Raw genomic sequence first — 14,291 nt, 5'->3', positions numbered from 1 at the left:
ACGGGCCGCCCTGGATTAGCGGCCTTTTTGCGTGGAAGATACGGGTGGGTCTAGTGGGCCTGCGCTTGGCGTTCGTTATCTAGCGTGGCTTTTCTTGCCGATGCATTATGTGGCCGATGGGTTCCCCTACAGGGGCCTTTCCCGACCGGTCTTCTCCGAGCACTGCTTTTCCTTACCCGCCGCAACCCTTCATGCCCATCCCCTTTCTTACCCCCCGCGAATAGGTCGGAGGAGTCGCCGATTCGCACCGTGTCCGGCGGGAGCCGGGGTGCGGGACATGGCGCATTCGGCGTAGGGGAACGAGGCGGAACAAGCGGCGGAGGCGCGCGCTCGCGGTCCGTCGGAGGCCCAGGTTCGGCGACCGGAAATCCCGCGAGCACGCGCATAGATTCGGTACAACCGTCCCGCCGCTTGTTCAAAGGACCGGGTCATAAAGCGCCGACTCCCCCGAAGCCGTCGCGCCAGGGCCCGCGCCCCGGATCCCGCCGGCCTCGAAAGACAATCAGGCTACTCCTCGGACTGCAACGCGATGAAGTCGGTCCGTCCCTTATAAAAGATCTTGAAGGCGATCTTCTCGCCCGCCTTAAGGGACTTCAGCACCGCGAGCAGTTTCTTCGGATCATCCACCTTCTGGAAGGCCGCGTCCGATTGCCGCTTGAAGTTCGCGATGACCATGCCCTCGACCATGCCGTTTTCCGCCGCGCTTGATCCGTCGGCGATGCCGGTCACGACCAGTCCGGTTTGATCGTTGGGAACGGCGTACTTCACCCGGGTTTCCTTGTCCAGGGGGCCGAAATGGATGCCCAGCTTCTTGGAGAAAAAGCTTCCGTCGGCTTCGTCCGGTTCGGGAGCGGCCTGGGAATCATCGGCGGAGCTGTCGCCATCCTCGGGCTTGGCGCCGATCTTGATGCCCATGGTATTGCGCTTGCCGTCGCGGAGGACCTCGAAATCGTACTTGTCGCCCGGCTTGAGATCGGCCACGCGATTACGCAGATCGGCCGCGTCCTGCACCGCCAGGCCCTGCACCTTAAGGATGATGTCGCCCTCCTTCAAACCGGATTTGGCGGCCGGGCCGTTCTTCATCACCTCCCGCACGAGGCAGCCGTCGGTGGTGGGCAAGCCCATGGCTTCGGCCAGGTTCTCGGACACGTTATCGATCCCGATGCCTAAGTAACCGCGCGTCACCTTGCCTTCGAAGATGAGGTCCTCCGCGACCTTCACGGCCATGTTGATGGGAATGGCGAAGCTGACGCCCATGTAGCCCCCGGTGCGGGTATAGATGCTGGAATTGATGCCGATGACTTCGCCTTTGAGATTCACCAAGGGGCCGCCCGAGTTGCCGGGGTTTACCGCCGCGTCGGTCTGGATGAAATCCTGGTAGGCGTCGCCCGCCTGCATCTGATCGCGGCGGCCCTTGGCCGATACGATCCCGCTGGTCACCGTGTTCTGCAGCCCGAAGGGATTGCCGATGGCCAACACCCATTCGCCGATGGCCAGCTTGCGCGTATCCCCGAAGGCGACGACCGGGAGGTCTTCCCCCGGCGCGGTGATCTTGAGTACCGCCACGTCCGCCTTCTTGTCCACGCCCACCACCTTGGCCACGTAGGTTTTCTTGTTGATCAGGCTTACCTTCACGATGTCCGCGCCTTCGACCACGTGGGCATTGGTGAAGACGTAACCCTGCTTGTTGACGATGAAGCCGGAGCCGCCGCCTAAGGGGATGTTGCGCTTGGGGGAATTGTCGGGCTGCTGCGGATCCTGTTGGTTGGGGATGCCGAAGAATTCGAAGAAGGGATGCTGCATCTGGTTATCCCGCTCCGACCATTTCTTCTCGGTGTTCACCGCCACCACGCAGGGCGAGACGGCTTCCACCACCTTGCCGAAGGCGCCGTTGAGCATTTCGATCTTGGCCGCGTCCACCGCGGCGGGCTTGCCTTTGCCCAATTCAAGGCTGCCGCGCTTAGGCCGCGGATCTTCCTTGGCCTCCTTGGCCATTACGCCGGAAGCCGCCAGGGATCCGGCTAGCGCCAAGGTCAAAACGGAGAAGGGGAGTCGGAAGGCCTGCATGGAATTCCCTTTCGGAGCTGTCGCCGCGGGCCGCGTGGACGGGCGAACCTCGAACACGGGAGCCGACGGACATCGGGTTTATGCGGGGAAATTACAAAACCGGTTTCCGGAAACCCGGCATCGCGAGTACCCGGCGTTGCGAAATGGGTTCGCGTCGGAATGGCAAAGCGCCGGAGGGTGGCGCGGCGGGAAACCCCCTTAGACCGCCGCCGCTTCCGATCGGTTTCACTGTTTCGGCCCGGTCTCGATATAGTTACCTTTCATTCCCGCCCCGGGGGCCATTGGCCACCCGGGTGGGATCAAGGGGCGTCCTTGGGACGGGGTGGAACCCCGCGGGGCGCTTCATCCCGTCTCTTCGCGCGGATCGATCCGCCGCGGAAAACGCATTCCGGAGTAATGAATATGGCGCAAGCGGATATCGGCCTCATCGGCCTGGCGGTCATGGGCGAAAACCTGGTCCTCAACATGGAAAGCCGCGGCTATACCGTGGCGGTGTTCAACCGCACCACGTCCAAGGTGGACGAACTTCTGCAAGGGCGCGGCAAGGGCAAGAAGCTCGTGGGCTCCCATAACCTCAAGGAGTTCGTCGGCTCGCTCAAATCCCCGCGCAAGATCATGATGATGGTGAAGGCCGGCCCGGCCGTGGACGACCTCATCAACCAACTGACTCCCCTATTGGATAAGGGCGACATCCTCATCGACGGCGGCAACTCCTTCTTCCCCGATTCCATTCGCCGTACCCGGGACCTGGCGGCCAAGGGCTTCCGCTTCCTGGGCGTAGGCGTTTCCGGCGGCGAGGAAGGCGCGCTCAAGGGCCCGTCCATCATGCCCGGCGGCGAGCCCTCGGCCTGGCCCGAGGTCAAGCCCATCTTCCAGGCTATCGCCGCCAAGGTCGGCCCCAAGAACGACATCCCCTGTTGCGAATGGGTGGGTTCGGACGGCGCCGGCCATTACGTGAAGATGATCCACAACGGCATCGAGTACGGCGACATGCAGCTTATTTGCGAAGCTTATTTCATGATGAAGGTGCTGCTGAAAATGTCGGCGCCGGAAATCGGGCAGGTCTTCGCGGAATGGAACAAGGGCCCGCTCAATTCCTACCTCATCGAAATCACCCGGGACATCCTGGCCAAGAAGGATCCGGAAACCGGCAAGCCCATGGTGGACGTGATCCTGGACAGGGCCGGCCAGAAGGGCACGGGCAAATGGACCTCGCAGAACGCCCTCGACCTCGGCATCCCGATCCCGACCATGATGGAAGCCGTGGTGGCCCGTTCCCTGAGCGCGATGAAAGACCAGCGCGTGGCGGCCTCCGCGAAGCTGCCCGCCCCGGAGATCAACTTCAATATCGACAAGGCCAAGTTCCTCCCCGCCATCCACGATGCGCTTTATGCCTCGAAGATCATGTCGTACGCGCAGGGCTTCCAGCTCTTGCGCGCGGCCGCTGCGGAGTACAAGTGGGACCTGAAGTACGGCGACATCGCGATGCTCTGGCGCGGCGGCTGCATCATCCGCGCCCAGTTCCTGGACGAGATCAAGAAAGCCTACGACACCGAGCCCAAGCTGGCCAACCTGATCCTGGCCCCTTACTTCACCGAGGTCATTCGCAAGGGCCAGGCCAACTGGCGTTTGGCGGTCGCCGAGGCCAGCAAGGCGGGCATCGCCATCCCCGCCTTCAGCTCCGCGCTGTCCTATTACGATCAGTACCGCAGCGCCTCGCTGCCGGCCAATCTGCTCCAGGCCCAGCGCGACTACTTCGGCGCGCATACCTACGAGCGCGTGGATAAGCCCGGCGTCTTCCACACCGAGTGGCTGGAGGCCTAACCTTGTCCCCTTCCTGTCCTCGTGACGGGGAGGGGCTGCAAGCCTCCCTTCAGAAACCGGGAGGTTGGCGTTGCGCGGTTTGCGAGGGATTGCTCCGCAAAGATTCGAAACTATTCGCGAGCTTCGCGCGCGGCGGAGTGGACGCAGCGGCTCTGGGGCGGATGGCCCCCGAGCCGCTACCCTGCCCCTTTTGCCAAAAGCCCATGCTCGCCCGAATGGTCGATGGCATCGAAATCAATTTTTGCGAGGCCTGCGAGGCTCTCTGGTTGGATGCCCTCGAGCTGAAAAAATTCGAGTCCTACCTCAAGGATCCTGATCGGATCCCCGCTTTCCGGCCCGTCGCAACCGGGAACCTAGGCGAGGATGTCTATAGCGACTACGGGGTTTTCGCCGGCCTTGGAGATTTTTTCCTGGGCTTCATGGATCTATTCTCAGGATGGTGATCTATTGCGCTAGCACCATCACCCGCAAGCGATGCCCATCGGGATCCAGCGCGGTGAAGGTGTAGCCGAAATCCTTTTCCGCCGGCTTCTGCGCGATGGCGTAACCGCGCTTTCCCCATTCCGCATGCAACGCATCCAACTCGGCCTTGCTTCCCAAGGTGAACGCTAGTTCGGCTCCTCCGCCCGCGGCTTTCGGTTTCGGGTCCACGTCATGCCCGGCCCATAGGCCCAACATCATCCCACCGTCCAAAGCGTACATGCCGAAGTTGGGGGACTCCTCCACCGGCGGGCGTTCCAAGAGGCCGGTATAGAAGGCGCAGCTTTTCGCGACGTTCTCGACGTACAGGATAAGGGTGCTGGGCTTGGGAGTCATGGGCGTTTCCTTTGGCATGCGCCGCGACTTGCGGGCGATGGGATAAGGATAAGCGCATGCCCTGCCAATTCCTGTCAGCAGTCAGTCGCCTGTCCTTCATTCCCCCGGCCGATCGATGCCTTCCAGTTTCCGCCACTCTTCCATCAACGCCTGGCGTCCGCGCGGGTAGCGCTCGGGCAAGGCCTCCAGCGACGCGATGCGATCGGCGCGGAAATGCCGGAAGCCCTGGCGCAACTCGCACCAGGACGTCACCACCCTCACCCGATCGAAATAGGCGAATGCGAAAGGCCATACCACGCGCTCGGTCACCTGTTCGCGCGCGTCCCGGTAGCCGATGCGGATCTTCTTTTCGTTGCGGATGGCCATGCGCAGGGCCAATCCGAAACGGGTCTCCGCGGGCTTCTCGGTCGGCACCACCATCAGGGTCGAAGCGTCCAGATCCCCGCGCAGGCGCGGCGGCAGTACCGCGGCGATCTTGGCCAGGGCGCTGAGTGCGGCATCGGCCAGGTCCGCATCGGTGCGCTCCGCCACCCATTGCGCCCCCAGGGACAAGGCCTCGATCTCATCGTCCGAGAACATGAGCGGCGGCAAGGTGAAACCGGGCTTCAGGATATAGCCCAGGCCGGGCGCCCCGTCGATGCTGGCCCCTTGGGATTGCAAGGTGGCGATGTCGCGGTACAAGGAACGCTGGCTGATGCCGAGCTCGGCGGCCAGGGCCGCGCCGGTGACCGGATAGCGGTGGCGGCGCAGGATTTCGAGAAGCTCCAATAGGCGGCGGGCGCGCGACATGGCGGAAAGCTAATTTGGATCCCGATGATTTCCATCAAGCCCGTCACCCGCGCGCGCTGGAAGGATCTGGAAGCCCTTTTCGAATCCCCCGGCGCCCCGAAGTATTGCTGGTGCATGGTTTGGCGGGCCACGAAGGAGGAAGCGAAACATACGGATGGCAAGAGCCGGAAAGGCTTCCTGAAGGCCCGCGTGGAGGCGGGCACGCCCGTCGGGCTTCTCGCTTATGCGGGCAAGGAACCCGTTGCCTGGTGTTCGGCGGCGCCCAAGAGCACGTATCGTAAACTTGACGACCTGCATCCGGACGAAGACGCCTCCCGCATCTGGTCCATCGCCTGTTTTTTCGTCAAGAAGGAGTGGCGGGGCCAAGGCTTGACGGAGCGCCTGGTGGATGCCGCCTCCGCCCTGGCGCGCAAGCAGAAGGCGATCGCCCTGGAGGCTTATCCTGTCGATGAAGATTCACCGAGCTACCGTTTCATGGGTTTCGTCCCCCTCTTCGCCGAGAGAGGTTTCGCCGGGATCGGACGCGCAGGCTCGCGGCGCCACGTGATGCGGCTGGAGCTCTAGGGCTTCTCCGGCCACCGCGGATATTGCCGGGGAGGCGTTTTGCTAGCTTTCCCGCGCCATGCCAACGGAGACGCGCTTTCACGGCTATTCGATTCCGGCCGGGGGCCTTCTCCTGGCCCTGGCCTTAGCCTGCGCCCTCTCGGCATCGGCCGATCCCGAACCCGATCTCGAATCCGTTTCCGATCCCGTCTGCCGGGAGGTCGAAGGCCGCCTCGTCACTTTCCAGGATTTCCAGGGACTCCGGACCACCAATGCCGACGTAGTAACGCGGGAGTTACGTAATCATCCGGGGGAGCGCTTTACCTGCGCCAAGTGGAAGCGGGAACAGGTCCGCCTGGAAGACCTGGACATCTTCTCGGAAGTCCGCCTCGAGACGGCCGCGCGCGATAGCCAGGTTGCGCTCACCTACCGCTTCCGCGAATTGCCGCCTTACATCCCGTTCGTCGCCCTGGCCAAAACCGATCAGGACGGCCTGAGCCTGGGCCCCGCGCTCGCCTCCCTCAATTTCCTGGGCCAGGGGATACGCGCCGAATTCATCACCCGCTTCGGCGGCACCACCGAGGCCCAGGCATCGTTGACTTCTACCCGCGTCGGGCCGCTGCCTTTGCAATACGACCTCGCGGTCCTGAGGGTGGACAGCTACAACGATTTCGAAGCCTTCCACGAGGACAGTTGGCGAAGCAAGCTGGATCTGGCGCTGGGGATGGAACAATGGGGATGGCCCGAACCCGCCTTCCTGATCGCGGCGGCGGAACTCTTTCATATGGGCGCCGCCCAAAGCGACAGCGCCGTAGTGCTACGTCAGGATGGCGATTGGGTCCCTCGCCTCGCAATAGGCGCGCGCTGGGATAGCCGGGATCGCCGTCATCTGCCCCGGCAAGGATGGTACCAGGAAGCGCGCGTGACCGAGAACGGCGGCTTCCTGGGCGGCCCCGCCGACTACCGCGAATGGCTTTCGGATTCCCGCCTCTACCTCCCCTGGCAAAGGCGCAATACCGCGGTGGCCGTGGCCCTCTATCAGTACCGGGACGGAACCTTGGGGGAGACCTTCGGGCGCTATGATCGCTTCCATGCGGGAGGATCCAATACCCTGAGGGGATTCGGCCACGATGCGCTGCGGGGGAAAAGCGAATGCATCCTCACCTTGGAGAACCGTACCGACCTGATGGGGAAGCGGAACATCCGCCTTTGGCATTGGGGGGCATTCATCGCCCTGCAGGGGATCGTGGGGCTCGAGACCGCCAGCCTTTGGGATCATAATGCCTTGCTGGAGCGAGACTTCCATCCGGCCGGCTACGTGGGATTGCACCTCCTGGCCTCCGGCATCGATCGCCTGCGCATCGAAGCGGGTTCAAAATTCGCAAAATTCGAGTTCGCATGGGATCTTGGGGTCTTGGACAAGGCGGACGTGCAGCGATTTAGGGCGCGCTGATCAGGCCCATCGGGTATATTTGGAATTGCCGTCCGAACATGGTAGTTTGGGCCCGGCCCCCGTTAGGGGTAACTCGGGCCAGCCATTTACCTGTTTCGGCCTTTTTTTTTGCGGAGGCTTTGCCTATGAAGGTCCTGTTCCTGAATCCTCCTTATTTCCCCATGTTTTCCCGGGAATCGAGGAGCCCTTGCGTCACGAAGTCGAGCACCCTGTATTGGCCCATGTTCATGGCCTATGCAGCCGGCTGCGTGGAGGAGGACGGGAACGAGATCATGGTGATCGACTCTCCCGCCATGGATCTGGATCTGCAAGGAACCCTCGACCGGGTCAAGGACTTCAAACCGCAACTGGCAGTGCTCAATACCAGCACCCCCTCCATTAATAACGACATGCGGGTCGGCAAGGCCCTCAAAGAAGCCCTCGGCTGCGAAATCGCCATGATGGGCACCCATGCCACCGCCGAGCCCGTGGAAATCCTCGAGCGCGAAGCCGCCGTCGATTACGTCATCTCGGGCGAGGCCGATTATACCGCCCGCGAACTGGTCCGCCATCTCCGCGGCGACGGCCCGGAAGAGAAGCGCAAGATCCTGGGCATTTCCTGGCGCAAAGGCGAAGGACAGGCCGAAGATCTGGTCCGCAATCCCGAGCGTCCCAAGATCGAGAACCTGGACACCCTGCCCTGGGTCAGCAAGGTCTACCGCAAGCACCTCTTCTCTTGCTACAAGCGCTATTTCTACGGCGCCAACATCAATCCGCTCATCGTGATCCTGTCGGGTCGCGGCTGCCCTTTCCGCTGCACCTATTGCGTAATCCCGCAAACCTTGACCGGCCATACCTACCGCAAGCGCAGCATCAAGGACGTGGTGGACGAAATGGCCTACATCAAGGCCGAGTTCCCCGATCTGGGCGAGATTTTCTTCGAGGACGATACCTTTACCGCCCATCCCTCCCGCACCGCCGAACTGTGCCAGGAAGTCATCAACCGCGGCCTCAAGGTCACCTGGTCGGCCAATGCCCGCGCCGACGTGAAATACGAAGTGCTGGACGTGATGAAGAAGGCCGGCTGCCGCGAACTCTGCGTCGGTTTCGAGTCGAGCTCGATGGAAGTCCTGAAGAACGTGAAGAAGGGCCTGGCCGGCGGCATGTCGGAGAAGTTCATGGACGCCGCCAACAAGGCCGGCATCCTCATCCACGGTTGCTTCATGGTGGGTAACCTGGGCGATACCAAGGAAACCCTGAACGGCACCCTCGAGATGGCGAAGAAGCTGAACCCGAATACGGCCCAGTTCTATCCCATCATGGCCTACCCCGGCACCACCGCCTACGATGAGGCGCGTTCCCGCGGCGAATTGGCCAGCGAGGATTACGATCAATGGCTGGACAAGGACGGGCAGCACAATACCACCGTCATCCGCAAGGGACTCACCTCCCAGGACCTGGTGGACTTCTGCGATCGCGCCCGCCGCGAATTCTACCTGCGCCCGGCCTACATCGCCAAGCAAGCCAAGATGGCCCTCACCAACAGCCGCGAACGCTATCGCGTCCTGCGCGGCGCGGGTACCCTGGTCAAACACTTGTTCAAGCGCCATGGGGCGCCGCAAGAGGCGAGCGGATACGCGGCCAAGGCGCGCCCGGCGTCTTCGCATAGCCACTCCCATCAGGAAACCGTGCGGGAAGCGGCTCCTCTGGCGGAAACGCCGGCTCCCAGGGCCGAAGCGGCAATCAAGGCCTGATCCGAATCCCCGGCCTCCGGAAGGCGCCGGCCATTCGGCCGGGGTCCTTCGCGAGACCGGCCTGAACGCCACTCTCCCGGATCGTGGTTCCCTTTACGGCCGACGCCGATAAAAGTACCCTCTAGCCCATGGCCGTCTACCGCATCGCCGTCTTCGCCTCCGGAGGCGGATCGAACCTACAGGCTTTGATCGACCGCATCCGCTCGGGCGAACTCCCCGTCGAAATCGCCTTCGTCCTATCCAATAACAGCAAGTCCGGGGCTTTGGAAAAGGCCCGCGCCTTCGGGGCCCCGGCCTACCACGTCTCGGCACAATCCGAAGGCGGGGAAGGGAAGGCCGTGGCCCGTATGCTCGCCCTCCTCGACGCCCACAAGGCGGACCTGCTGGTCCTGGCCGGATACATGAAGCCGGTCCCTTTGGAGGTGCTGGCCCGGATGCGCAACCGGGTGGTCAACATCCATCCCGCCCTTTTGCCCGCCTTCGGCGGCCAGGGCTATTACGGCCATAAGGTCCACGAAGGCGTGCTGGCCCGCGGTTGCCAATTTACCGGCCTGACCATCCATATGGTCAATGAACGATATGATGAAGGCCAAATTCTTTTGCAACGCATGGTCCCCGTGCCGCCGGGCAGCACCGCCGACGAAGTCGGGGCCTTGGTCCTGAAGTTGGAGCATGCGTGGTATTGGCAAGTGATCCGCGCTTTCGCGACCGGCGCCATCCGTCCCCTTCCCGGCGACGATCCTTCCCGCGCCGCCGACGTTTCGGCCTTCCTGGCCGCGCTGCCGCCAGGGCCTTGATCGCCTTCCCGAAGCCGGCCCAGGCGTACCGCCCTTCCCAATTAGCTATCATTCTCCCCATGGGCCGCAAGCGCGATGCATTGTGGGAGTTCGACACAGCCATGTTGCCGGAGTTCCCCGTCCTATGCGGCGTCGACGAAGTGGGCCGCGGCCCTTTGGCGGGCAACGTGGTGGCGGCCTGCGTCATCCTCGACTTCGGGGCCAAGCCCATCCGTGGCCTGAACGACTCCAAGAAGCTCTCCGAACCCGTGCGCGAGGAACTGTACGCGGAAATCCGCGCGCGGGCGTTCGCATTCGGGGTGGGGGAGTGCTCGCCGGAAGAAATCGATCGGTTCAACATCCTCCGCGCTTCCCTGCTGGCGATGCGCCGGGCCTTGGAAGCCATGGGGATCCCGCCCGGCCTATTGCTGGTCGACGGCAATCAACGCATTCCCGACATCCGCTGGGCCCAGCGCACCGTGGTCCAGGGAGACGGCCTTTCCGCCTCCATCGCGGCGGCCTCCATCCTGGCCAAGGTCACCCGCGACCGTCAGATGGTGGAGATGCATGCGGGTTATCCCGAATACGGATTCGATTCCCACAAGGGTTACGCCACCCAGATGCACCGGGACGCCATCCGCAAGCACGGGCTCACGCCCATCCACCGTCGCACATTCTGCGCGTCCCCCCTCGAACCCGAAGATCTTTTCGCCGGGGCCGAAGCGGGCATGACGTCGGTCGGCGAGGGCAATGCCTGATACTTCCCGAGCGCCCGCGGCCGCCCAGGCGCCCGCGAAGCCACCGCGCCGCCGATTCCGCATCCCGACCCCGGTACAGCATGTCCTGAAGTTCGTTCTGGGCGGGGCCGCCATCTGGGCCCTGATCCATTCCGGGGCGCTCCACCCCCGCTTGGTGGGCGAAGCCTTCGTTCGCCACCCTTTCCTATTGGCCGCGGCCTTGGGCGTCTATCTGACCATGGTGGTGACCGCAGCCTGGGGGCGGTGGTATATCCTGCTGCGGCTGGCGGGCCTCAAGGTGAGGCCGTGGCGCATCTTCAGCCTGCAGATGATCGGCATCTTCTTCAATAGCCTTATCCCGGGAGGAACCGGCGGCGATCTCATCAAGGGATATTATCTGTTCCAGGAGCATGAGGGCCGCGACAAGGCCCTGGCCCTCACCACCCTGGCCATGGACCGCTTCATCGGGCTGTACGCTCTGCTGTGCGTGGCGATGGCCATGACCGCCATCAACGTCAGCCTTTGGCGGGGCTCGGCCACCTTGCGGGCCAACAGCCTTTTCTACGCCGGCGTTTTCCTGATCTTCACCGCCGCGGTCGCCCTCTTCTTCTCGCCTTGGTCGGATTTTTTCCTGAAGCATCCGCGCGTGGGGCGTTTGCCCGGCGGCCGCTTCTTCCGCTCCCTGGCCGAATCCCTGATCGTCTACCGCGAGCGCCCCTGGCCGCTGTTGTTGCCGCTCCTGCTGGGCATCTCGGTGGATTGCGGCCTCATCCTCCTCTATTTCTTCAGCGCCCGCTCCCTGGGGATCGAACTCCCTTTAAGGGTCCACGGATTCGTTGTTCCCACCCTGACCATGATCAACGGGCTCCCCATCTCGCCTTCGGGCCTGGGGTTGGGGGAGGCCGCCGGCAAGATCATCTACCGTACCCTGGGAGTTACCTCGGGGGGCGGGGAAGTGCTGGTGCTGGTGCACCTGGTGATCTTGGTCGTCTCGCTGACGGGGGCGCCGTTCTATCTGCTGTATCGCGTGCGCAAGCAGGTCGATGCTAATGAAGAGGTCTCATAAATGGGCCCACTTCTAACGCGCGGCCACCGAAGGATTGAGCCCGAGCAGTTTTCCGAAAGCCAAGATCGGCGCATGGACCGCCCGGACCCGCGTCGGTCCCAGCCCCATACGATAGCCGCCCTGCGACTCCAGCCAGGCCAGCTCGCGATCGGAAAGGCCGCCTTCCGGCCCGCATAACAAGGCGATTTCGCTTCCGACGGGAGGCAGGCGATCTTCGCCGGGGTGCAGCGTTACGACCTTTAAATCCGGATGCTTCTGTCGCCAACTTTCTAAGCTCTGTGGTTCTTCGATGGTGGTGAGCCAGGGCTTCTTGGACTGCTTCAAACCTACGATGGCCTTGGCCCTGAGCCGTTCCACCAAACGGGAATGATCCTGCCCCTTGAATTCCTGGGAACGATCCGTGATCACGATGGAAATCCGCGCGATCTCGAGTTGGCAAAGGGCATCGACGGGTTCTTCCAAGTCGCGACCCTTGAGCAAGCTAAGGACCATTCTGACGCGTGGCTGCTCTTGCTGAGGGGCGAGCGCGGTGACGGCTTTCAGTTCCACCCCGCTTCCGGCCTCGCTGGTCGCGCACGTGAAGGCGAGCCCGCGTCCGTTGCCGGCGATGACGGGCGTACCCATGCGTAGGCGTAGCACTTTGCGCAGATGATGGGATTCATCTTCGGGAAGCCGGAACCGATCCCCCGGGGCGTTCAAATCGGGAGCGTAGAACCAGGATTCGGAAAAAGCCTCAGCCACCGCCCAGCCTGGCCTTCAAGATGCGGAGCACTCCCAAATCTCGTCCCGTGGAGAACAGGAAATATCCCTGCAGACCCGCGAACCCCAAGGTCAAAACCAGGTTCAGCAAGATCGATCCCCATTTCGTCTCCGAGCCGAATAGCAAGACCAAGCCGAGCAGCAAGGCGGTAACGCAGGCCGCCAGGGTGCCGGCGCAAGTCGCGAAGACGATGGCTTGATCATCCCACAGCAAGGGTGCGCGGAAATGGATCCACAGCGTGGCGGCCCCCAGGAACAAGTTGACGAGTTGGAGAAGCAACAGGGCCAGGGGCATCAGTCCTCGACCCCGTAGACGCGGGCGGGAATCCCGGCTTCGGCGCGGATGCGCTCCGAGAGGCCATGCAGGAAGGCGGCATCGACCGGCGCGCAGGAAGCCTGCGCTGGTTTTCGGGCCAAGGTATGCAATTGCACCTCCGGGATCTCCGCCCCCGAGGCGCGGATCCTTTTCAAGCGTTCCAGATAGGCATCGAGTTCGGTTCCCGAAGGCGTCTCGCCGTCCAATGCGCAGAACAGGGATTGGATTTTGAACGGGTGACGCTTGCCGAGGGCAACCAGGTTCGCCTCGACGCGATCCAGGCCCACCTTGGAAATGTTGATGCGCTGGTACCAGGCATCCGTGCCCGCATCCAGCTTGGCCCATATCTCGCCCCGGACCGAGAGCAGGCTACCGATCCCCTGCTGTACGCCTTTCCGATCGAGCAGCGTCGAATTGGTGATCAGGATCAATTTGAAATCCAGTTCCGGGCGCGAAGCTTGCAACCCGGCCAGCATGGCGCAGACCGCGGGGAACTCCGGGACCATGGTGGGTTCGCCATCGCCGCTCACCGCGATATCCCGCAGGCGCTTGGCCGCATCGGGAAGCCCGGCGAACTTCGGGAGGCGGCAGACGCCGTCGGCATCGCAAGCGTCGAGCATATGGGAAAGCTCTTCGCGGATGTCCGGCACCACGATAACTTGCCGCGGCTTCTCTCCCGTCCGATCCACCTGGCAATAAGGGCAATCGAAGTTGCAGGCCTTATCCAGATTCAGGTTCACCCCGAAGGACACTCCGCCGGAGCGGCGCGAGATGACGGGATAGGCGTAGGTGTTGCCGGCGAACTGGCGCGGGTGGTTGGTTTGTTCCCTTTTGAGGTCCGGATCCTTGGGGGGCATGGCTACCAAGCAATTTAGCATTTCATCCCCCGATCCCCCGGGACCGTGGATTGGCCGGATCGACCCGTGAGGCTGGTCACCGCTTCGATATGCGGGCGGTAGTATCTTTTCCGCCGGCCATGCCACCCGACTCCTTCTTCAAGCCCTTAGGCGAAATCGACAGGCGATTAGGTACGGGCCCCCGCCCCAAGTCCAGCGACGCCGTCTCCGCCTCGATCGGGGCTGACGCGTTCACGCCCGAAGGCGCTACCCCCGTGGCCCCCGCGCCGGAAAAGCCAAAACCGAAATCGGCCCGCCTGTTCAATCCCAAATGGGAGGCGCAGAAGGTCGGCTTCAACGAGGAGTCTCCGATTTCGGTCGAGCTGGAACTGCCTCCGGAGGTAGCGCATAAGCAAAGGGTCACCTTCGAACTCTTCGCCAAGACCCCGAAAGGGCCTGAGCGCATTTCCCAAGGCGAGGCCATGGCCGAGGACGGGAACAATTTGCGAAGGGTGTAGTATTACTTCACCGCGCGGCATTCGGAAGCGGAGCCGTTGGATGGATCGAAGGCGCCGA

At 62.9% G+C, this 14,291-nt stretch carries 15 protein-coding genes; 9 read left to right on the top strand and 6 right to left on the bottom strand.

All coding sequences use genetic code 11. The annotated features are described in order from the left end of the window. Positions 1 to 507: 507 nt before the first annotated feature. Positions 508 to 2,067 (bottom strand): Do family serine endopeptidase, encoded by a 1,560-nt coding sequence (locus tag JF616_21330; GenBank protein MBW8890305.1) that lies wholly within the window; start codon positions 2,065 to 2,067, stop codon positions 508 to 510. A gap of 402 nt (positions 2,068 to 2,469) precedes the next feature. Between JF616_21330 and gnd the strand changes: the two genes are divergently transcribed. After that, entirely contained in the window at positions 2,470 to 3,891 is a 1,422-nt protein-coding gene (gene gnd / locus JF616_21325; protein ID MBW8890304.1) for a decarboxylating NADP(+)-dependent phosphogluconate dehydrogenase, read from the top strand. A 203-nt stretch (positions 3,892 to 4,094) separates the two neighbouring features. Next, on the top strand, positions 4,095 to 4,334 hold the full coding sequence (locus JF616_21320) for a zf-TFIIB domain-containing protein (protein MBW8890303.1): 240 nt from the start codon (positions 4,095 to 4,097) through the stop codon (positions 4,332 to 4,334). Position 4,335: 1 nt separating this feature from the next. Here the strand turns inward: JF616_21320 and JF616_21315 are convergent, their stop codons facing one another. Further along, positions 4,336 to 4,707, bottom strand: a complete 372-nt coding sequence (locus tag JF616_21315; GenBank protein ID MBW8890302.1) for a VOC family protein — start codon at positions 4,705 to 4,707, stop codon at positions 4,336 to 4,338. A 96-nt stretch (positions 4,708 to 4,803) separates the two neighbouring features. Further along, positions 4,804 to 5,496: a YafY family transcriptional regulator gene (locus JF616_21310; GenBank protein ID MBW8890301.1), complete on the bottom strand. Its 693-nt coding sequence runs from the start codon at positions 5,494 to 5,496 to the stop codon at positions 4,804 to 4,806. A gap of 24 nt (positions 5,497 to 5,520) precedes the next feature. Between JF616_21310 and JF616_21305 the strand changes: the two genes are divergently transcribed. The 6 genes from JF616_21305 (at position 5,521) to JF616_21280 (ending at position 11,804) form a co-directional block, all read left to right on the top strand. Beyond that, positions 5,521 to 6,060: a GNAT family N-acetyltransferase gene (locus tag JF616_21305; GenBank protein ID MBW8890300.1), complete on the top strand. Its 540-nt coding sequence runs from the start codon at positions 5,521 to 5,523 to the stop codon at positions 6,058 to 6,060. A gap of 58 nt (positions 6,061 to 6,118) precedes the next feature. Continuing rightward, a complete protein-coding gene (locus JF616_21300) occupies positions 6,119 to 7,492 on the top strand; it encodes a BamA/TamA family outer membrane protein (GenBank protein MBW8890299.1) in 1,374 nt (457 codons plus the stop codon). 125 nt (positions 7,493 to 7,617) lie between these two features. After that, positions 7,618 to 9,225: a radical SAM protein gene (locus tag JF616_21295; protein ID MBW8890298.1), complete on the top strand. Its 1,608-nt coding sequence runs from the start codon at positions 7,618 to 7,620 to the stop codon at positions 9,223 to 9,225. A 128-nt stretch (positions 9,226 to 9,353) separates the two neighbouring features. Further along, positions 9,354 to 10,022, top strand: a complete 669-nt coding sequence (locus JF616_21290; GenBank protein MBW8890297.1) for a phosphoribosylglycinamide formyltransferase — start codon at positions 9,354 to 9,356, stop codon at positions 10,020 to 10,022. A gap of 101 nt (positions 10,023 to 10,123) precedes the next feature. Next, a complete protein-coding gene (locus tag JF616_21285) occupies positions 10,124 to 10,759 on the top strand; it encodes a ribonuclease HII (GenBank protein ID MBW8890296.1) in 636 nt (211 codons plus the stop codon). Continuing rightward, entirely contained in the window at positions 10,752 to 11,804 is a 1,053-nt protein-coding gene (locus JF616_21280; GenBank protein ID MBW8890295.1) for a flippase-like domain-containing protein, read from the top strand. The genes JF616_21285 and JF616_21280 overlap by 8 nt, the downstream gene beginning before the upstream one ends. A 12-nt stretch (positions 11,805 to 11,816) precedes the next feature. Here the strand turns inward: JF616_21280 and JF616_21275 are convergent, their stop codons facing one another. Genes JF616_21275 through JF616_21265 form a run of 3 tightly spaced genes read right to left on the bottom strand, consistent with a single transcriptional unit; the run spans position 11,817 to position 13,757 of the window. Beyond that, positions 11,817 to 12,545 carry a 16S rRNA (uracil(1498)-N(3))-methyltransferase gene (locus JF616_21275; GenBank protein MBW8890294.1) on the bottom strand — a complete coding sequence of 243 codons (729 nt, stop codon included), beginning with the start codon at positions 12,543 to 12,545 and terminating at the stop codon, positions 11,817 to 11,819. Further along, positions 12,538 to 12,858: a hypothetical protein gene (locus JF616_21270; protein ID MBW8890293.1), complete on the bottom strand. Its 321-nt coding sequence runs from the start codon at positions 12,856 to 12,858 to the stop codon at positions 12,538 to 12,540. The genes JF616_21275 and JF616_21270 overlap by 8 nt, the downstream gene beginning before the upstream one ends. Next, positions 12,858 to 13,757: a radical SAM protein gene (locus JF616_21265; GenBank protein ID MBW8890292.1), complete on the bottom strand. Its 900-nt coding sequence runs from the start codon at positions 13,755 to 13,757 to the stop codon at positions 12,858 to 12,860. Before JF616_21265 ends, JF616_21270 begins: the two co-directional genes overlap by 1 nt. A 98-nt stretch (positions 13,758 to 13,855) precedes the next feature. Here JF616_21265 and JF616_21260 point away from each other — a divergent pair, with 98 nt between their 5' ends. Further along, positions 13,856 to 14,233 (top strand): hypothetical protein, encoded by a 378-nt coding sequence (locus tag JF616_21260; protein MBW8890291.1) that lies wholly within the window; start codon positions 13,856 to 13,858, stop codon positions 14,231 to 14,233. Positions 14,234 to 14,291 lie beyond the last annotated feature (58 nt).

Source organism: Fibrobacterota bacterium (assembly GCA_019509785.1).
In the GTDB taxonomy this organism is placed as follows: Bacteria; Fibrobacterota; Fibrobacteria; order UBA11236; family UBA11236; genus Chersky-265.
This window is presented reverse-complemented; position numbering and strand designations above follow the sequence as displayed.